At 56.1% G+C, this 18,665-nt stretch carries 18 protein-coding genes and 1 pseudogene; 6 read left to right on the plus strand and 13 right to left on the minus strand.

The features are described 5' to 3' along the window. Window positions 1-284: 284 nt before the first annotated feature. A complete protein-coding gene (locus ACQ86N_RS01145) occupies window positions 285-578 on the minus strand; it encodes a DUF4288 domain-containing protein (RefSeq protein WP_431213560.1) in 294 nt (97 codons plus the stop codon). 270 nt (window positions 579-848) lie between these two features. Further along, window positions 849-1,700 carry a LiaF transmembrane domain-containing protein gene (locus ACQ86N_RS01150; protein ID WP_431213561.1) on the minus strand — a complete coding sequence of 284 codons (852 nt, stop codon included), beginning with the start codon at window positions 1,698-1,700 and terminating at the stop codon, window positions 849-851. Between the two features lie 136 nt (window positions 1,701-1,836). On the opposite strand from ACQ86N_RS01150, the gene ACQ86N_RS01155 reads away from it, so the two are divergent. After that, the gene (locus tag ACQ86N_RS01155; protein ID WP_431213562.1) at window positions 1,837-2,505 is read left to right on the plus strand and encodes a hypothetical protein; all 669 of its coding nucleotides are present in this window, start codon (window positions 1,837-1,839) and stop codon (window positions 2,503-2,505) included. Between the two features lie 72 nt (window positions 2,506-2,577). Here ACQ86N_RS01155 and ACQ86N_RS01160 read toward each other — a convergent pair whose 3' ends face one another. From ACQ86N_RS01160 to ACQ86N_RS01200, 9 genes and pseudogenes are all read right to left on the minus strand, one after another. Then, on the minus strand, window positions 2,578-3,456 hold the full coding sequence (locus tag ACQ86N_RS01160; protein WP_431213563.1) for a hypothetical protein: 879 nt from the start codon (window positions 3,454-3,456) through the stop codon (window positions 2,578-2,580). After that, window positions 3,392-3,877: a hypothetical protein gene (locus ACQ86N_RS01165; RefSeq protein WP_431213564.1), complete on the minus strand. Its 486-nt coding sequence runs from the start codon at window positions 3,875-3,877 to the stop codon at window positions 3,392-3,394. Before ACQ86N_RS01165 ends, ACQ86N_RS01160 begins: the two co-directional genes overlap by 65 nt. A 258-nt stretch (window positions 3,878-4,135) precedes the next feature. Further along, the gene (locus tag ACQ86N_RS01170) at window positions 4,136-5,005 is read right to left on the minus strand and encodes a tetratricopeptide repeat protein (protein ID WP_431217934.1); all 870 of its coding nucleotides are present in this window, start codon (window positions 5,003-5,005) and stop codon (window positions 4,136-4,138) included. Continuing rightward, window positions 4,992-5,471 (minus strand): hypothetical protein, encoded by a 480-nt coding sequence (locus tag ACQ86N_RS01175; protein WP_431213565.1) that lies wholly within the window; start codon window positions 5,469-5,471, stop codon window positions 4,992-4,994. Before ACQ86N_RS01175 ends, ACQ86N_RS01170 begins: the two co-directional genes overlap by 14 nt. Next, complete coding sequence (locus ACQ86N_RS01180) at window positions 5,413-5,817, minus strand: hypothetical protein (RefSeq protein WP_431213566.1); 405 nt, start codon at window positions 5,815-5,817, stop codon at window positions 5,413-5,415. The genes ACQ86N_RS01175 and ACQ86N_RS01180 overlap by 59 nt, the downstream gene beginning before the upstream one ends. Beyond that, the gene (locus ACQ86N_RS01185; protein ID WP_431213567.1) at window positions 5,811-6,248 is read right to left on the minus strand and encodes a hypothetical protein; all 438 of its coding nucleotides are present in this window, start codon (window positions 6,246-6,248) and stop codon (window positions 5,811-5,813) included. The genes ACQ86N_RS01180 and ACQ86N_RS01185 overlap by 7 nt, the downstream gene beginning before the upstream one ends. An 87-nt stretch (window positions 6,249-6,335) precedes the next feature. Continuing rightward, window positions 6,336-8,200 (minus strand): annotated as a pseudogene (locus tag ACQ86N_RS01190) (hypothetical protein). 7 nt (window positions 8,201-8,207) lie between these two features. Next, the gene (locus ACQ86N_RS01195) at window positions 8,208-8,579 is read right to left on the minus strand and encodes a hypothetical protein (RefSeq protein ID WP_431213568.1); all 372 of its coding nucleotides are present in this window, start codon (window positions 8,577-8,579) and stop codon (window positions 8,208-8,210) included. After that, window positions 8,563-9,483 (minus strand): hypothetical protein, encoded by a 921-nt coding sequence (locus tag ACQ86N_RS01200; protein ID WP_431213569.1) that lies wholly within the window; start codon window positions 9,481-9,483, stop codon window positions 8,563-8,565. The genes ACQ86N_RS01195 and ACQ86N_RS01200 overlap by 17 nt, the downstream gene beginning before the upstream one ends. 316 nt (window positions 9,484-9,799) lie before the next feature. Here ACQ86N_RS01200 and ACQ86N_RS01205 point away from each other — a divergent pair, with 316 nt between their 5' ends. After that, window positions 9,800-11,083, plus strand: coding sequence for an IS4 family transposase (locus tag ACQ86N_RS01205; RefSeq protein WP_431217370.1), 1,284 nt, complete (start codon window positions 9,800-9,802; stop codon window positions 11,081-11,083). A 66-nt stretch (window positions 11,084-11,149) separates the two neighbouring features. Here the strand turns inward: ACQ86N_RS01205 and ACQ86N_RS01210 are convergent, their stop codons facing one another. Together ACQ86N_RS01210 and ACQ86N_RS01215 are read right to left on the minus strand one after the other, a co-directional pair. Next, a complete protein-coding gene (locus ACQ86N_RS01210; protein WP_431217935.1) occupies window positions 11,150-11,833 on the minus strand; it encodes a T9SS type A sorting domain-containing protein in 684 nt (227 codons plus the stop codon). Beyond that, window positions 11,728-12,264 carry a hypothetical protein gene (locus tag ACQ86N_RS01215; RefSeq protein ID WP_431213570.1) on the minus strand — a complete coding sequence of 179 codons (537 nt, stop codon included), beginning with the start codon at window positions 12,262-12,264 and terminating at the stop codon, window positions 11,728-11,730. The genes ACQ86N_RS01210 and ACQ86N_RS01215 overlap by 106 nt, the downstream gene beginning before the upstream one ends. A gap of 365 nt (window positions 12,265-12,629) precedes the next feature. Here ACQ86N_RS01215 and ACQ86N_RS01220 point away from each other — a divergent pair, with 365 nt between their 5' ends. From ACQ86N_RS01220 to ACQ86N_RS01235, 4 genes are all read left to right on the plus strand, one after another. Beyond that, window positions 12,630-15,041: an ABC transporter permease gene (locus tag ACQ86N_RS01220; protein ID WP_431213571.1), complete on the plus strand. Its 2,412-nt coding sequence runs from the start codon at window positions 12,630-12,632 to the stop codon at window positions 15,039-15,041. 3 nt (window positions 15,042-15,044) lie between these two features. Continuing rightward, on the plus strand, window positions 15,045-16,172 hold the full coding sequence (locus tag ACQ86N_RS01225) for a serine hydrolase domain-containing protein (protein ID WP_431213572.1): 1,128 nt from the start codon (window positions 15,045-15,047) through the stop codon (window positions 16,170-16,172). Between the two features lie 118 nt (window positions 16,173-16,290). Further along, entirely contained in the window at window positions 16,291-17,568 is a 1,278-nt protein-coding gene (locus ACQ86N_RS01230; protein WP_431213573.1) for an ABC transporter permease, read from the plus strand. Further along, window positions 17,559-18,665 (plus strand): ABC transporter permease, encoded by a 1,107-nt coding sequence (locus ACQ86N_RS01235; protein WP_431213574.1) that lies wholly within the window; start codon window positions 17,559-17,561, stop codon window positions 18,663-18,665. The genes ACQ86N_RS01230 and ACQ86N_RS01235 overlap by 10 nt, the downstream gene beginning before the upstream one ends.

The raw sequence follows: 18,665 nt of genomic DNA on the forward strand, positions 1-18,665 counted from the left end.
TACCGGTCGATAATGGGGCTTTGGCCATGAATTTATTAAAAATGGTTTTGGTTCACGCGGTTCACGGGGTCGGGCGTCGGGGTTCACGGGTCCCGCCGCGGCGTCGTGTAGCGGCGGTTCACATGGTTCACGGAGTCGGGCGTCGGGGTCCCGCGGTTCACATTCCCTCATCCCGCGGTTCACGCCGTTCGGCGGGTTCACGCGGTTCACGCGTCCCCTACAACAACCGCAACATCTTATGCGTGCTGCTGGCGCGGATATGGTCCGCCCGGCGGTGGATCAATTCAACATACCCATCCGGGTCGTCGGTCTCCTCGGATCCGCGAGTACATCTCGGCCCCGTCGAGCAACCCGCTAAAGCGGTAGAGCTCGGCGACGTTCACGAACTTCCACTGGACGAGCTGTTGCTCGTGGTTGTAGAAGTCGTCCTGTTCGGACCTCCCGATAGCCGCGGCTTTCTCAAAGGCCTCCTGCTCGTCCGCGGCCGAGATGAGGCGAAGCTGTTCGTCAAACTGCGGGGTATGGTGTCCCTCGCCGCAGATGATTCGAAAAACGATTTTGGTTAGATACCAGTTCATAGTCATAGTTTAGTGTAGTGCAATCGGGTCAGGTTTGGGGTCCGGGTCCCGAGGTAGCAGGTTTTTCACAGGATTAGGAGAATATTGGTTCACGGGTTCTCGCGGTTCACACGTCTCGCGGTTCACGGGGTCGGCCAGGCAGGGGTTCCGTGGTTCACCCACGGTTCACATTCCCGGCCCGCGGGTCTCGCGGTTCACGGGGTCGGCCAGGCAGGGGGTTCCGTGGTTCACCCGCGGTTCACATCCCCGGCCCGCGGTTCACACGCGGCTCTAAAAATTCTTCAGTTCAATCCCCCCCAGCACCGAGGTCCCTTCGATGATCAGTATCTTCTCGGGATTCGTGGTATAGGGCTGCTGCCGCTTGTCCTCAAAACCGGCCAGAACAGCCGTGATCTCGGAACGCACCTCCCAGTGCGGCGGAACGATGATCTTTGTCCCACCCATGATCTGGGTCACGTCCATCCGGATCTTCCCCGTAAAATCCGCCTGCGAAAGGTCGATCTCGGTGCCGCCGAGGACGGTCGTGACGTCCCCTCCCTTAAAATTCTTGCTGAGCACCTTCTTGTGTACGCCGCCAAAAATGGAGGTGGTATCGATAAAGTCGTCGGAGGAAATGCTTTCGTGGTTGGAAAACGCCGCCGTCGCGCCGCCGGAGTCGCCGGAGTTGCCGAAACCCGCGCCAGCGCCCGCACCAACACCCGCACCAGCGCCTCCGCCCTGCCAGTCGGTCCAGTTGCGACCATGCCTGCGCCAGCGCCGCCTTTCACAGTCATCGCGCCACTCCTGCCCATACCGGTTGCGGTTCGGGCGCAGGATGATCAAAAGTCCCACGAGGATCAGCACACCGGGCCATATATAGCGGTCGATATGTATGTCGGGATAGTAGTCCTTGGCAAGAAAGATCCCACCGATCACGATCATGATCAGCCAGCCCCCGCCACGGAAATTGTGCCGGAAACCGATAAAAACACCAAGGGCTATCAGTAGAACATGCCAGTGAAACAGTTCGTCGGGAAGGGGAAAACCCATTTGGTCCAGGAGCAGCACACCACCTACCAGCAACAGGAACAAACCCGCCCAGATCCGACCCGGCCCCCTTCTGCTGCTATTCTTGTCGTCCATTGTCATCTTTTTTCAATTTTACTCAAATCTAGGGTGTTATACGACGACGAACAAGAGCCGATAGGGGAGCCCTCCCCGCGGGCGGTTAGTGGGGGTGTTTTGTCGGTGAAAAAGTCTACATTCACCGGGACTTCCTATGCATAATAAGATTTGGATACCTATATCGTTGCTTCTTCTGGCCGGATGTGCCAATAACGACGGCCCGACGACAAAGCTCGACTCCTCACCCCCTCCCCCCGATGCCGCGGTCAGCGACGCCTATCATAAGGAACGGCCCGCGAAAGGGGAAAGTCAGTCAACCAGAACGGCGACCGAACCACCCAACCACCGAGCCCCCTCCGCCGCCGACGAGAACCCTGAAGAAGATCTCCAAACCATCTACAACGACTGTATCGCCGAATACACAAAGACCGTGCTCGTCGATACCTCCTTCCTCCTCGGCGAGGACCTCTATAACCTCCACGCCGAACACCGCTGCCTGATGGACAGCGCCATCAGGGTACCAAAACCATACACCAGGATATACAAGCTGGACAGTTTCGTGACCCACAATTTTGCCACACAGGTCCGCCTGACCCGAAACGGAAAGACCATACTGGAAAGATCGATCCATAAATCCGATTTCGACGGCCACCTGGACCCATACCTTAGAAAGTATGGAGCGCTACGCCACCCAAATTTTGAATTGAAGGACGGAAAAATACTCCTGCAATACAGCATTTCAATCCCCCTGACAGACGTCGGCATCGGCGCCTATGCGGATATGGACAAAGAAGGTAAAATTATCTTCCGGGACAGCCGCTGACCGGCCGCGGCTGCCACCGACCGGCTGTGGGGGAACCGGGGCCGACGGGGCCGAGGCGGCGGGGCCGCCACCTCACTCATAATAATAAACCAGCAAATTCGTAGCCTGACTGGCGGTCACATGATCATTCCCCTGAAAGGGCGGCCTGGTAATTTTCTTACCCGAGCGATCATAAAGCGTGAAAATATCCTGGCAACCGGTATCCAGATTGACCATAAAAGCGACCCTTGCCACTCCTTCGTATTTCTTCAGGTAATCCAGTGCTTTCCGCGCGCCCTCATAGAGCGAACTGGCGTTCGGCAGATTGATGATATAGTGGGTGATCTCGTCGTTGTCCTCCTTGCAGACGGCGAGGACCCGCCGCGGACTCACGGTGGGGGAACCGTTCCGGCCTACCTGCAGTGTGTCATCGTATACCAGGAGGTGCGACTGAAAAACGGTAGTTTGCCCCTTCTTCGCCCAGTTGATAAATAGTTGCTTGTCATAAGCACTCGACCGGGGGTTCAGACGGAGCCGGCCGTTGTCGTCATTTACGATTATGTTGCCGGCCTTTAGGCTAAATGCGCCGAGCCCCCCATCGGCATAGGCTACCACCAGTCCGTCCAATCCGTTTTCGACAAGAGCCGCGTTGACCATATGACCTTCGTCCAGACAAAGCCCCACGGGAGCGGCCATCCCGTAACAGTTGGTCATATAGGCCCCGCTGCTGTAACCAATAATATTTTTGAACACGGCCCACTGCCTGAACCTTTCGTCGACAGAGACATTCTCCGGGGATCGCGCCGCGAAATACTTTACTCTGACGTGATTACCCGTCCTCCTGAGCTTGACGATACCATACATATCACCGGCGATGGTCGCCGTCTTAATATCTACATACGCCTTGTCATAACCGCCCTGCTGACGCAGCGGCAAAACGAACAAAACAGCTATGATCAATACATACTTCATCTTTTTTCTTAAATGCAGCCGCCAGCAACCGACCGAGACTAGCCATACCCATACCGATAAAAACAAACAGCAAAAGAAAACACAGTTTCATCCACCACACAGACTGATACCATGTCGCGCGGAAAAGATGCACCCAGTTGCCGTAACGAATATTGTCAGCGAACTTCTCCGCGGAGCCGACCTTCGCGGCGACGATATAGCTATTCTCCTCACACCTCGCCACCAGATACCGGAATTTAAAACTATGGCGCATCGAAGGCTCCTGCGCGGACAGCTGCACCAACATGGCAGCAACATGATCCATCCAGAAATCGTATACCGAAACGTAAAACAGCCGATCCCGGGGCTCCGCCAGCGAAAGCACCCGGAATTGCTCCGCCCACTGCACTATTTTTAAAAGAGAATCCAATTCCGCAGACATACCCCGCGGGAGCGCAATAGCCTTACCGTAAGCGCATCCGACAACCGCCTGCGGTTAGCAACACTATCGGTTGAACCACTATCCAACGACGCGAGCCGATGCTTTACCGATACAACACTCCGGAGCCCGACCGTGTCGGTCCACGGTATATCGGGGAATTCATAAACACGCGACAGCCCGCCATTACTATCGGTCGCGCCAACGCCAACCAGTAAAAAAGCCGCCACCGCCAGCACCCCCCTATGATATAAACCCATTTCATCTCAGTCCTTTGATCCGCGGGTCATCCTTAATTCTGTTCAAAGCCGGCTCGGCATCCACCCAGTCCCATAACCGGAATCCCTTGCCGGCAGCCAGCTGAAGATTGGTAAACGCCGCCTCCTTATTCGTGCCCGTGGCATACCAACAGGCCAGATAGATATACGGAGTATAGTCGGTGGAGTCGAGGCGAACCGCATTGGTCAGCGCCTTGAAGGCCGAATCCCGCCGGCCGGCTTTAAGATACGCATACCCGAGCTCGGCATAGCCCCGGCTGTATTTCGGATTCAGCAGCACGGCCGAATCTGCACTACTGACCGCGGAAGAAAAATTACCGGTGCGGTTATAATACAACGCGAGGCCCGCCCATGGCTTCGGGTCCCGGTTGTTGGTCTCCATGGCATTGTTGAGACAGGCCATGGCCGAGTCGAATTTTTTTACATGGGTATAAGCCTGGGCCAGTCCGACGAGGATCTCCGCGTCGTCGGGAGCCAACTTCACGGCCCTGCGAAAATACTGGAGCGCCTGGTCAACGCTGTCCATTGTATAATAGACGCGGGCTACATCACTCCACAATTTTGGGTTTCCGCTGCTCATGCTCAGGGCCTGATTAGCGTATATGAGGGCCGAGTCATAGACGTGCAGCTGATAGAACAGCTTTCCAAGGTTCGAGCTGAAAGTGAATGTCTGGGGAGAGATACTGACCGCTTTTCTGTAGTAGAAGAAAGCGCTGTCTGGGGTCGTCGAGCCCGCGTAATAATTGCCTATTTTGGTAAATACGTAGGCGTTTGGCCTGCCAAACTGCGTCGCCTTTTTATAATAGGCCACATTTTCTTCTCCATTGCGCGCAAAGTTGTCATAGCTCGCCATTTCCAGATAACGGTCCGACAGGGTTGACGGGTCGATAAACCTGCCGATCTCGGCCTCCTTCAGGTGACTGCCCTTCCGTTGCCAGAAATAGATGCCCGTGGCGTCCCCGCTGATCACGTAGCCCTCGCCGCACCGGGACGACCGCCCTGATCGTACTGGTATGCCACGGAAAACACTGTCTTGTCAGCGAGCTGTCGTACTGAAAAATAAACATGGGGTCATAGAGGGGCGAACCGCGCTCGCCATGCTGGTCCTTATACTGCGTATAGAGGAGGCTGCCCCCGATGATCGGAACATATCGTTCCGCATTACCAATATTCGTGTACTGCCTGCTGTTATACTGCCCCTTGCTACCCACCGTCCATGCGTATCGGACGCTATCGGTCCAGGCATAGATCTGACGATTGTCAGGCGAGAAGGCCCAGTCCTGCGGAATGATGCGGACCCTTGACTGACCCGGATACATTTTTTATAAAGATGACCGAGCTCTGCGCCGGTTTCGACGTCGCGTCCACCAGTATCGCCGAGTCGTCCTGACAGATCAGCAATTGACTGCCGCTGTGGTTGAAGACCAGCTTGTGCGCGCTGCTGCCCGCGGTAAATTCCTGGATAGCCCCGCCGGCCACCTGCACGAGCCTGCATTTGGAATATCCGTCGTACACAGCCAGCAGGCTGCCGTCGCCGGAAAAGGCCGCCGTCAGGTCGAATGTCTGATAGCGGGTATTGTCCACTTTTTCGGCAAAGAAATAGGCCTGATTGTGCAGGACTGGCTTGGGTTTGACGATCTGATACTGCGCGATCTGCCTTAGCACCTTGTCGAGCGGAATTGTTGATCCGCCAGCTGTTGCCCGATGGGTCCCGCTCGTATAACAGGAGCCGGCCCGCCGAAGAGACCAGCACCTTCGTCGCGTCCCCGCTGATGGCAAGCGGCTTGCAGGAGCCGGCAAATGGAAATTTGAGATCTTTTTTGGAATTCGTTTAAATAATACCGGTAGATGCCCTGACTGCCCACGACGACTGCCGAAAGCCCGTCCTTTTCGGAAACAGGTTCCAGAAGGTATTCCGATTTATTGGCGTAGTGAGGCACGTCGGCAATTTCTATCGGATGGCGGGCGTCAGGAGGGATCGTCATCGCCAGTATAGAATCGAAAACCGCGGTGGTCACAAAATTCGGGTCATAGTCCCCGGCGTCTTTCAACAGGTACAGATAGTTGCCCCACTCGACATCCCCTGGCCTTGGCATAGGCATATTTAGAGCCGCAGCAGGGAGATCTCCAGCTTCTTTCCTCTCAGCGAATCGCGGTGTGCGGCAGCGCCAGTCTGTCCGCCTTCATACAGTCTGAACAGGGTATCTACCACGCGCTGTCTGCGTTCGGGGCTGAGCAGCGAGCTCACCCACCAGTCGGTGCTGTCGCGCAGCCTGATCTCGAAAATGTTCTTGCTGATCTCGCGATTCTTTGTTCGCAGCGTGCGGAGGGTTAGTAACGAAACGACCAGAAAAATGAGCGCCAGTACAAGGAATGTACCGACAATATAGGAAGCGCGGGTCATTACCCTTGCAAATCCGCTTGTTGCTGATATTCTCTGCGTCCACCCTTGCCTTCTCCGCCAGGTCGTTTTTTTCCTTTTTGAGATCTTTATCCTGCTGAATTACACATTCATCCAGAAAATCCACATTCTTCTTAAACAACACCTCAAGATCCTTCTGCTCATCCTTCCTGTGGTATCTCGATGCCCACGCACTGTTATGATAGTTGATCGCCTTCCAGGCCACCAGCTCTTTCAGCAGCAGACCCCGCAGCCGGTTGTGCGGGCCGTTCTCCTGCTCGAAGCGTATCCTTCGGTCGTTGAGCGTCCTGTACTGCTCGCCGCTGCGGACCTCGTCGCGCATCCAGCCGTTGAGCATGGGCCAGTTGCGCATCAGGCTCTCGTGCGAGATGTCGAGGATCAGCGAGGGCCCCGGCTGCGTCATCACCGGCGGCATGATAAAGGAGGTGTCGGCGCCTCTGAACTGGTCGATCACCTGGTTCGTTTCCGTCGCGGTCGCGCCGATGCCTTTTGTGATCGCGTGGATCACGGAGAGTTCGACGGGGCGGCGGCCGCCTTTTTGCTCGGAGCTGAGGTCTGTCAGGGACTGGAATACGATCTGGGCGATCAGTTTACCTTTATCGTTCAGGCTGTCGTAGACGTCTTCCACATGCTTCCCCAGCGCACTCTCCATCCCGCCCACCGCCGAATAGTCTTCCGGAACGATCACCGGGGCCGTGCCATTCTTATACGTCCGCATCAGCGCGTGCTGTAGGATCGGCAGCTGATCCAGATTGTCCCTGAGCCGCGTCTCTTCGATCTCATTGAGCAGTATCGACACCAGCCTCGGGTCCATGGTACGGCTGGTCGAGGTCAGCGGCCCCTCGATGACTTCTTTTATTTGCGAGCGGTTCAGCTGCGGCACCAGATACTGACCGTCGTTGATGATCTCGGGGAGCCCCGGTATTTGACGCACTCGCCGAGGAATTCGGAGCGCATGGTGATGATCACGTATACCTTGCTTTCGGGCTGCAGGCTGGCCTTGATGAGGAGATTGACGAAATGACTTTTTAGCGGCGTATACTCGGTCGCTTCCTGCCGGAAACGGAACAGCTCTTCGAACTGGTCGATGATGATCAGGAGATTCTTTTGCTGGCCGTTGGCCGCAGTCTGGCCGGGTGTAGCCTGCAATTGCTGATTCACTTCCAAAATGCCGTAGACTGTCCTACGCAGCGTTTCCGAGATCCCGCCGCGTTCTTCCAGGATCTTCTGGTTGTCGCGACTCCCGCATTTGACGCTGGACAGCGCAATAGCCAGGTTCTCGATCGGGTCCCTGCCCGGCCGGCAGATCGCTATATTCCATCGCTCGCCCGCCTCCTTTAAATAACCGCCGTACAACTGCGGGATCAGCCCGGCCCGGATCAACGAGGACTTGCCCGCGCCCGAACTGCCGATGACCGCCAGGAACCTCGTTTCGCCCAGCCGCCGAAGCAGCTCGCCAGCCTGTCCGTCCCTCCCCCAGAACAGGTGGAACTCCGATGTTCGGAAAGGACGGAGACCCGGATAGGGACAGGCTTCGATCGCGTCCTGGGTCAGCGGGACGATCTCCTTGCCGTCTTCCTGAAGGTCGAGATAGAACTCGTCGAGCTGAAAATAGGTAGGCTCCATAGCAGGACTATAGATTGTTTAAGAAATTGTCGAGTTTGGGTATGATCTCCGTGACGTCTTTGATGACGATCAGCTGCTTGTTGAGGATATCCCGGCTGATCTTTTTGTCCGGATTCGGCTCGTCGACAAATACCGCTCTGGATTTTATGTTTTGCGCCTTCAGCAGCAGCGACTGGCGGACGAGATACCATTTGGGGTCCGCGTGCCCGTAGTAGATGAGCGCGCCGTGACAGCCATCCAGCTCTGCCTTCTCGCTTTCGGGACTGTCGAAAGGTTCGCTGATACGCAGCGCCACCATATCCATATTTTCGATCCGCTCTTTTATTTTTATCCGCGGGTCGCTCTCGTGGTCGGTGTTGAAATTATACAGCATGATCACTTTCCGGGTGTCGGAAAATTTGTTGATCGCCGCCGTCAGCTGATCGCTGTCTTTCTTCTTCCAGACTGTCCAGCAGCGCGAAGAGGTCTTCATAGTCATAGCCCATAAAATTGGGGTGGGTGGCGAGTTCCCCGACGAAGGAAGGCTCCATGCTGGTCCTGATGGATGCGTCAGGATACCAGATGATGATCCGGTAAAAGGATTGCTGTTTCGCCCGCTGACAGGCCAGATCGTACTGCAGCCGGCCCGGTCCCTCAACCAGTTCGTTTGGGTGAGAGACGATATGGATGGAGTAGACGCTGTCCTTCATCTGCGTCTGAACGTCGGGGTCGTTCGGGTCCTGCTGGCTGTTGATGCCAGGTACCACCTCGAAGGGCCATTTTTCATGCCGGACCTTGCCTTCTACATGATACATCAGCTCGCGCCGGCGCTTCTTTCCTTCGTCGCTGACGGACAAACAAAGAAAGATCTTTCTGTTCTCCCGCAGCTGGATGATCTCGCGCGCCATTTTGCCTTTCTCGTCGGCATCATCCACGGAGCTGGCGAGTTTTCTGTTCAGGGATAGTTCGCCGGCGATAGTGTCGATCTCCTGCTGGATGCTGGTAAGCAGTTTGTCCTCCTCGTCCGCGCCGTGGAAAAAGGCCATATTCTTCGGAAGACCCTGCAGGGCGGTTATCCCGGGATAGCGTCTGAGTTCGCAGTTGCGGGCGAAGATCGGTATGACCCTGCTCTTACCCGCCATGTACCTGTCCAGCGCGGTCTTCAGTTCGACGTCGGTAATATATTCCGACATCAGAAAATCCTGACTGAGCAGCAGGAGTATAATATCGGCCTGGTCCAGCCGTTCGAGTATGACCTTGTGCCATTCCCCGGCCCGCCTCGATCCTGTTGTCCGTCCACACATTGATAGTCGGTATAGACTTGGTGTTTACAAACGTGCACAGCCGGCCCAGTACCGCTGTGTCCTTGTGAGAGTAGCAGATGAAAATATTGATTTTGGACATGTCGCCCGGCGTTTGGAGCAAAATAGTGAAATTAACCGCGGCCCGAATGGGTATTTTCACTAATGTCGTTGACTTAAGCAAGAAAAGGTGTTTTCACGGTGGGGTGGGTATTGATAATGAAGTAATTTGTAATGAGTATATAAGAAGGGGCGGTGTGATCGCCGAAAACCAAAAAAAGATTACCGGATCAAAGTAACCAACAAACTAAACTACCATATCAATGACAGCGAAGCATTCAAAGGCCGTCACACGCACGGCCAGGAAGGGGCCTTCACCAGGAATCGTCTGCTTCCGTTTGGTCATTTGATAATCAGTATATTAAGAATGGGAAAGACGGGACTACAACGGGAGATGGACCGCTTCTTAAGCGAGACGGAGAACGAGCAGTTCAACATCCGCAGGATCACCAAGAGTGGGTTCAGCCGGTCGAGACGGAAGTTGGCGCCCGAAGCGTTCCTTGAGCTCAACGATATTATCTGGAAGGACTTCTATAAGGAAGTCGATTACTACGGTTATCATGGACAGAAGCTGTTGGCGGTCGATGGCACTTATCTGAACCTGCCGAACCATCCGAGCATCCACGAGGAGTTTGACAGAAGAGGCATGGGTAGGGGAAAGAACAAAGACCTGCCCAAGAGCATGTGCCTGCTGTCCGCGCTGTATGATCCGGTGAACTATCTGACGTTGGATGTGCAGACCGGTCCGACGGATGGCAACGAACAAGACCTGTTATTGAAGCATCTGCCAAAGGTGGAGCGGGGAGATATATTGCTGCTGGATCGCGGATATCCTGGCGCAGCGCTGTTTGCCGGCTTGCAATCCAGGGGCATTCACTTCATCGTCCGGATGAGGGAGCACTGGTTGCCGGTCAGGGAGTTTAGAGCCAGCCGCAAGCGGGATACGATAGTAACGTTGACCGTGCCGGATAAATACTATGATAGCTTTGCCGAACAGTTCCCCTCGATGAAAAGGGAAGTCAAATGCAGGCTGGTTAAGATAGCACTGGAGAATGGAGAGGAGGAAATATTGGGCACCTCGTTATTAGATACCGTAAAATACAAGCTGCCGGAACTCGGTGAACTGTATCAGATCCGCTGGGGTGCGGAGGAAGGTTACAAGATGTACAAGGCCCGGGTGCAGGTGGAAGCCTTCAGCGGCAAGACCGCTACCGCCGTTAAGCAGGATATTTATGCCAAGGTGATGATGATGACCTTATGTGCAGCACTGGCGTTCCCTATAGAGGAAAAAGTCATTGCAGAAAGCACTGCAGATAAACAGAAAGGCAAGATCAGGCACCGTAAAAAGATCAACCGCACCTTTGCTTATTGGTCGACCAAATGTATCCTCATCGGCATGTTCATTAAAAGGACCATCAGATTAGCACTTGCTGTCTTCGACAAACAGGTGGCCGCTAACACAGAAATCGTTCGACCTGGCAGGCATGAAAACCGAAAGCGACGACCGCCAAGACTGTATCATATGAATTACAAAGACGTGTGAAACCCTTAAGTCAATGACATTAGTATTTTCACGGTATTTCAACACCGCAAGCGCGGACCACCACAGTTAGTTCTTGAGCAATTGATAGTTGGTTCCGTCTACCTGGACAAAATAGATGCCTTTTGGGAGGCCGGCCACGGGTATGGAGGCCGTGCCGACGCCCGCGGCATACTCGCGGCGCCACAGGGTCTGTCCCCGGGCGGACCGGAGGACCAGTCGGGTAAAGGAAACCGGACTATTGATATTGATCTGATCCACAACGGGATTCGGATAGACGCGAACGATGGCTGCTGACTTGCCGCCGACGGCTGAAACCGGCGAATACAGCATCCCGCCGCCGGGCGAGACGAAACAAAGGCGGTAAAAGCCTATACCAGAAAGAGGCCGAACATCGGTATAACTCTGGGGACCGCCGGTCACATCCTTCACCTCCAGCTGCTGCCAGCCCGCGAGCCCGTCGGCCGACCGCTGCACCACCACGAGACCCGAACCGATGTCCTCCGTCCAGGTCAAAATATTCCCCTGCTGCCCCCGCCGGGCGGAAAAGCCGTCAACCTCCACCGGCAACAGGATCCCCTGACTATACACCGTCACCGTCACCTGATCGATCCGCGAGGAGAAAGCCACGCTCAGGATCTGCGCGATCAATTTAGAAGAAATGGCCACGCCAAAGCCGGAGCCGTTGACGTCGGCCGGCAGGAGCGTCGTACCCCATAAGTCGGAAGAACTGCCGTAGACAGCCGCGCCCATCGATGTCGGCCAGGCCACACCGGTAGCGGCGTGATCGGTGCCGACCCGGACGCCCCCTTGAGGAGCATGATGGAATTGTCGGAGACCGTACTGGTCCCGAGGGTCAGCAACGAAAAGGTTTGCCGGTTAATCGTGACGGCAACCCCACAGATGGTATTGGCGGAAGGTACGTTCAACCCTAAATTGGTGACGTTGAGATAGTCCGTCGTCGTCGTTATTATCGAGAGGGCCGAGACCACAGCCGACACGGATGCCACGCTGCCGTCGGTACTCTGGATATTGTTTGGGTTTACCCACGAAGACCCGCCAGATCCTGCATTGGCGCCGGTCGAGGTCGGGTTGTTGTCGCCCGTACACTGCGCAACGGCGAAGGGCCGGCACAGCAGGGTGGACACGAACAGGCATAGTGAGCCGCGTACAATTTGTTTCATGGTGCGTGATTAATGGTTAACTTAGGGACACAGGTCGGACAGGCCTCAGCTGGTTCGCGGCCAGCAAAGGACGATTATGGCGATGGCCATAGCGTTGCTAATTGGGAATTGCTACTAGTGAAATGCGAACAGAAGGTCTGTGACAACCGGATCGTGGATAGTAGGTCTGCTACCAGAAAGGATCAGAGCGAGCTAAATAGTAATTTCTAAATTCTACTGCATAGAAACACTGTTTTTTGCTTCTATGCAAGTCAGGCTGGGTCAAAAATGCCCCAACTAAGGGTAACCACTTACTGTTTTTTAACTATAATCAATTAAAAAAGGAACTACAGTAAATTAGAACATTTACTACAAAAATAGACCTTATGCTCAACAACTGGCTGCGCACCGCCCTCCGAAACATCCGAAAAAACCCCAGCTCGTCCCTCATCAATATCTTCGGTCTGACCGTCGGTCTGTCCAGCTGTCTGCTGATCGCGCTGTTTATCCGGCACGAACTCAGCTACGACGACTTCGAGTCCAACGGCCCCCGGGTTGCCGGGGTCATCATGGGCTATAAATTCGACGGCGGCGGCGGCATGCGCTGGGGTAATTTCACCAGCACCAAGGTGGCCCCCACCTTCCAGCGGACCTTCCCCGAGGTGGAGAAGGCGGTAAGGATGACCGAACGCGACCGGATCGTCGGCTATCAGGAGAAGCTGTTCACGGAAAAGAAGTTCATGTTTGCCGACTCCAGCTTCTTCGACGTTTTTAGTTTCAACTTGCTGAAGGGCGATCCCCATACCGCCCTCAGCGGTCCTAAAAAGGTGATCCTCACCGAGACCACGGCCCGCCGCTATTTCGGAGGCGAAGAACCCATCGGCAAACTCCTCAGAATAGGCACCGACAGCACCACCTACCAGGTGACGGGGCTGATGGCCGACGTGCCGTCCAACTCGCAGTTCAAATTCGATTTCCTGGCCAGCTTCTCCTCCCTCTACGCCAATCAGGAAGAGACCTACTGGGACGCCAACTACGGGACCTTCCTCCTCCTCCGCGATCAGAAAACCTTTGCCACCCTGCAGCCAAAGGTGACGGCCTTTATGAAAAAGGAGATGCAGGGCAAGGGCGCCACGGTCGACTTCCTGCTCGAGCCCTTCGACCGCGTCCACCTGTATTCCGAGTGGGTCGGCTTCGAACCCGGCACCTCCATCGTATACATCTATATACTGGCCGGCGTGGCCCTGCTGATCCTGATCATCGCCTGCTCGACCTATATCAATCTGAGTACGGCCCGCAGCGTCGAACGCGCCCGCGAAGTGGGTGTCCGCAAGGTGATCGGCGCTGGAAAAGGACAGCTGTTCTGGCAGTTCATCGGCGAGTCGCTGATCCTGTGTCTGCTGGCCGTGGTCCTGAGCCTTGGTGTCGTGCTGCTGGTCCTGCCTGCCTTCAATAGCCTTGCTGACCGGACCCTGCCGGCGGCCTCGCTGTTTTCCCCGCTGTTCATCGGCTTCTCGCTGCTGACGGCCGTGGTCGTAAGTCTGCTGGCGGGCAGCTATCCCGCGCTGATCCTGGCGCGATTCCAGCCGATCAAGGTGCTGAAGGGCGCCTTCAAGAACACCCGTAGCGGCCGGGGACTGCGCCAGTCGCTGATCATCGGGCAGTTTGTGATCTCGGTGTTCCTGATCGTCTCGACCTTTATCATGCAGGGGCAGTTGAGCTATATCCGCAACAAACAGCTGGGGTATGACCGCGAACACGTACTCCAGGTGCCGATGACCCGCAAAATGATCCCACAGCTTGCCTATATCAAATCAACGCTGACCAGTAACCGAGATATCGTCAGCGCGACCAGCTGCGCCTCCACGCCCGTGGATATTCAGGGCGGATACAATATGCGCAACGAGACGATGGCGCCCGGTCAGTATCTCTCCGTCAGGGGTAACCCCATCGACGAAGGCTATATCCGGACCAACGGGCTCCGTCTCGTGGCGGGCGAAGACCTCTCGCTGCAGGACATGAAGGACGGCAGCCCCTGGGCCTTCAATCCCGCGGACAGCAACAAACAGGGCCTTTATCATTTTATTCTGAACGAGTCGGCGGTCAAAGCCCTGGGCTGGAAGACGCCGGAGGAAGCCATCGGCAAACGGATGGATATGGGCGAGTCCCGCCCTGGCTATGTAAGAGGCGTGGTCCGCGACTTCAATTTCGAGTCGCTGCACAACGCCATCCTTCCGCTGGTGATGTTCCCGGAGGTGCGCGGCGACAGGATGCTGGTGCGGGTCACGGGCGAACACCTGCCGGCGACCATCGCCTTTATCGAATCCAAGTGGAAGGACATCGCCCCCTATATGCCCTTTGAATACCATTTCCTCGACGAAGACTACGACAAGACCTATTCCTCCGAGCTGAGACTCGGGAAGGTGATGAACCTGTTCAGCGCGATCGCGATCCTGCTCGCCTGTCTCGGTCTCTTTGGGCTGTCGTCCTACGCCGCGAAGCAACGAGTCAAGGAAATTGGCATTCGAAAAGTCCTCGGCGCCTCGCTGGGCCATCTGGCGATGCTGCTTTCGGGCAGCTTTATCCGAATGGCGCTGATCGCGATCGTCATCGCCTGTCCGCTGGCCTGGTGGGCGATGAATAAATGGCTCGAAGGCTTTGCCTACAGGGCGGGGATAGGATGGGTCGACTTCGTGCTGGCGGCCGTCATGGTACTGGCCGTGACCCTGGCGACGGTAAGTATTCAGGCAATTCGGACGGCGCTGTTAAACCCCGTGCGCAATCTGAAAGTCGAATAGACCATGAAACGACTGTTACCCCTCGCGGCCTTATTTTCCCTGCTGTCCGCCAGCAGTCATGCCCAGACTCCCGACGAGGCCATCAAGGCCCTGATGGACAAGGGCGGTATCACCGGCATGAGCGTCGGCATCGTCAGAGACAGCCAGCCCGTCTACGTAAAAAGTTTCGGCTACCGAAACAAGCCGGCGGGACTGCCGATGGATACGTCAACCTGCGTCTACGCGGCGAGCCTTTCAAAAGCTGTATTCGCCTACCTCGTGATGCAGCTGGTCAGTGAAGGCGCCATCGATCTCGACAAGCCGCTGTATACCTATCTGCCCAAACCCCTACCGGAGTATCCCGACTATAAAGACCTCGAAGGGGACGATCGATGGCGGCTGATCACGGCCCGGCACTGTCTGAGCCATACGACGGGCTTCCCCAACTGGCGTCAGTTCAATCCCCACGACAATAAAAAGCTGGAGATCTTCTTCACGCCCGGCAGCCGTTATGCCTACAGCGGCGAAGGCCTCGTGTTGCTGCAACTGGTAGTCGAGACCGTTACGGGCAGGTCGCTGGAAGACCTGGCGCAGCAGCGGATCTTCGGGCCTTTTGGCATGCGGCGCACCGGCTATATCTGGCATCCCGCCTTCGACGAAGACTTCGCGGTCGGGCATACCGCGCGTGCCGATACGGTCGTGAAAAGAAGGAGGAGCAAATCCAACGCCGCGGGCTCGATGGAGACGACGATCGCGGATTATACCAGATTTCTCGCCGCGGTCATGCAGCACCGGGATATCACACAAAAGGCCTGGGACCAGATGGTGTCGCCGCAGATAGCGATCTACGAAAAACACCAGTTCCCTTCGCTGAACACCGACTCGACCCTGGCCAACCGAGCCATCAATCTATCTTACGGTCTGGGTTGGGGGCTGTTTACAGACCCCGCCGCGGGCCCGGTCTTCTTCAAGGAGGGGCACGACGACGGCTGGCAGAACTACAGCATCTGTATTCCGGGACGAAAAGAGGCCTATGTGTTCCTGGCAAACAGCGACAACGCCGAAAAAATGTATACGGAGCTGGTCCGCCGCCTGACCGGCATCACCCTGCCCTGGGAATGGGAGGGGTACGGGCCGCCGCGGAAGAAGTAGCGTACACCCGCTGTCGCGAAACCGGACACCGCGTACACCCGAAGACGCGGCAGCCCGCTGATCCCGAGCCCGTTATCTCTCTGGCATATTGTTGGCCGGTGAGTCTCAAACCAACGCTATGTTCCGGAACTATCTCAAGGTCGCCTGGCGCAACCTGCTGAAGAGTAAACTCTATTCCACCATCAATATTGCAGGCCTCGCGACGGGTATGGCCGTGGCGATGCTGATCGGGCTCTGGATCTACGACGAGCTGTCTTTCGATCGCCACAACACGGAGAATTTGGACCGCATCGGGCAGGTGCTGCAGAACGTCAATTTTGGCGGCACCACGGACACCTATGGGATCGTGCCGATACCGCTGGCGAAGGATATGCATGACAACTATCCCGACTTTCAGTATGTGTGCCGGTCTTCCCAGTCGAAGGCGCAGGTGCTGGCCATCGGGGACAAGCTGATCTCCAACACGGGCGCTTATGTCGATCCCGATTTTCCGAAAATGATGACGCTGAAGATGCTGATGGGCAGCCGCGACGGGCTGAAGAATATGCATGCGGTGTTGTTGTCGGAGTCGCTGGCGAAGACGCTGTTCGACGGGGAGGATCCGGTGGGGAAGACCGTGAAATTCGACAACAACTATGGCCTGACGGTCGCGGGGGTATACGAGGATTTTCAGAAGAACAGCAGTTTTAACGACTACCATTTTATCGGCGCATGGGATCAGTGGGCGGCGTATAGCGACGATACCAAAAATAACCTCGACGCGTGGGACAGCAATTCCTGGCAGATCTTCGCGCAGCTGAAGCCGGGCGTCGCATTCGCCGTCGCCTCGGCCAAGATCAGGATGGCGCGGGAGCGGCAGGGCAATTATCCGAAGTACAAGCCGCAGTTCTTTGTGCAGCCGCTGAGCCGTCTGCATTTGTATCAGTATAAGAATGGGGTCGAGACGGGGTCGATGATCAATTTTGTGTGGCTTTTTGGGATCATCGGCGTGTTCGTTCTTCTTCTCGCCTGTATCAATTTTATGAATCTTTCGACGGCGCGCAGCGAGCGTCGCGCCAGGGAGGTGGGCATCCGCAAGGCGATCGGATCGGTGCGCCGGCAGCTGGTGTTCCAGTTCCTCTGCGAGTCGCTGCTGGTGGCGATGTTGGCGTTTGGGTTATCGCTGTTGCTGGCGCAGTCGAGTCTGCCATTTTTCAACAGCCTTTCCGACAAGGCGATGGCGGTGTTGTGGAAGAGTCCGCTGTTCTGGGGGCTGGGTCTTGGGTTTAGTCTGCTGACGGGGCTGGTAGCGGGCAGTTATCCGGCGCTTTATCTTTCTTCTTTTAGGCCGGTGAAGGTGCTGAAGGGTACGTTCAGGGCGGGGCGGTTCGCATCCGTCCCCGGCGGGTGCTGGTGACGCTGCAGTTCACGGTGAGCGTGGTGCTCATTGTGGGGACGCTGGTGGTCTACCGGCAGATACAGTATGCAAAGGACTTGCCGGTGGGGTATGAGCGCAGCGGGCTGATCGAGATGAATATGACCACGAAGGATATGTACGCGCATGCCGACGCTATACGGGAAGAGTTGCTGGGTAGTGGGGCGGCTACAGCCTACGCGCAGACCTCCTGTCCGGTGACCAACAACTGGGGTGGCACGACGGATTTCTCGTGGAAGACGAAGGCGCCGGATGCGCATCCGCTGGTCAACGCGAATTTTGTGACGGTGGATTTTGGCAGGGCGGTGGGATGGCAGATGGCGCAGGGGCGGGATTTTGTGCGCGGGATGGCGACGGACAGTTCGGCGATGATCCTCAACGAGGCGGCGGTGAAGTTGATGGAGCTGAAGACGCCGGTTGGTGAGACGGTGGTGTTGCATGGACGTCCCTATATCGTGGTTGGGGTTTCGAAGGATATGATCCGGTCGAATCCTTTCGAGAAGATTGCGGCTTCGATGTATACGCTGACGGGCAATGGCGGGGGTACGATCGAACTCCGGCTGAACGGGGCGATCCCGACGAGCGAGGCGCTGCGGCGGACGGCGGAAGTGTTCAAAAAATACAATCCGGGCAGTCCGTTTACCTATCAGTTCGTGGACAAGTTATACGAGAAAAAATTTGGCAACGAGCAGCGGATCGGCGGGCTGGCGACTTTCTTTGCGGCGCTGGCGATCTTTATCTCCTGTCTGGGGTTGTTCGGGCTGGCTTCATTTGTGGCGGAGCAGCGGACGAAGGAGATCGGTATCCGCAAGGTGCTGGGCGCTTCGCTGACGAGTGTATGGCGGCTGTTGTCAAAGGAATTTATCGTGCTGGTGGCGGTGTCGCTGGTGATTGCGATGCCGGTAGCTTATTATTTCATGCACCAGTGGCTGCAGGGTTATGAGAACCGGACGGAGATCCCGTGGTGGATCTTTGCGGCGGCGGGGGCGGGGGCGATCCTGATCACGGTGCTGACCGTGAGTTTTCAGGCGCTGAGGGCGGGTTTGGCCAATCCTGTAAAAAGTCTGCGTACAGAATAA

Source organism: Puia sp. P3 (assembly GCF_050632245.1).
GTDB lineage: Bacteria > Bacteroidota > Bacteroidia > Chitinophagales > Chitinophagaceae > Puia.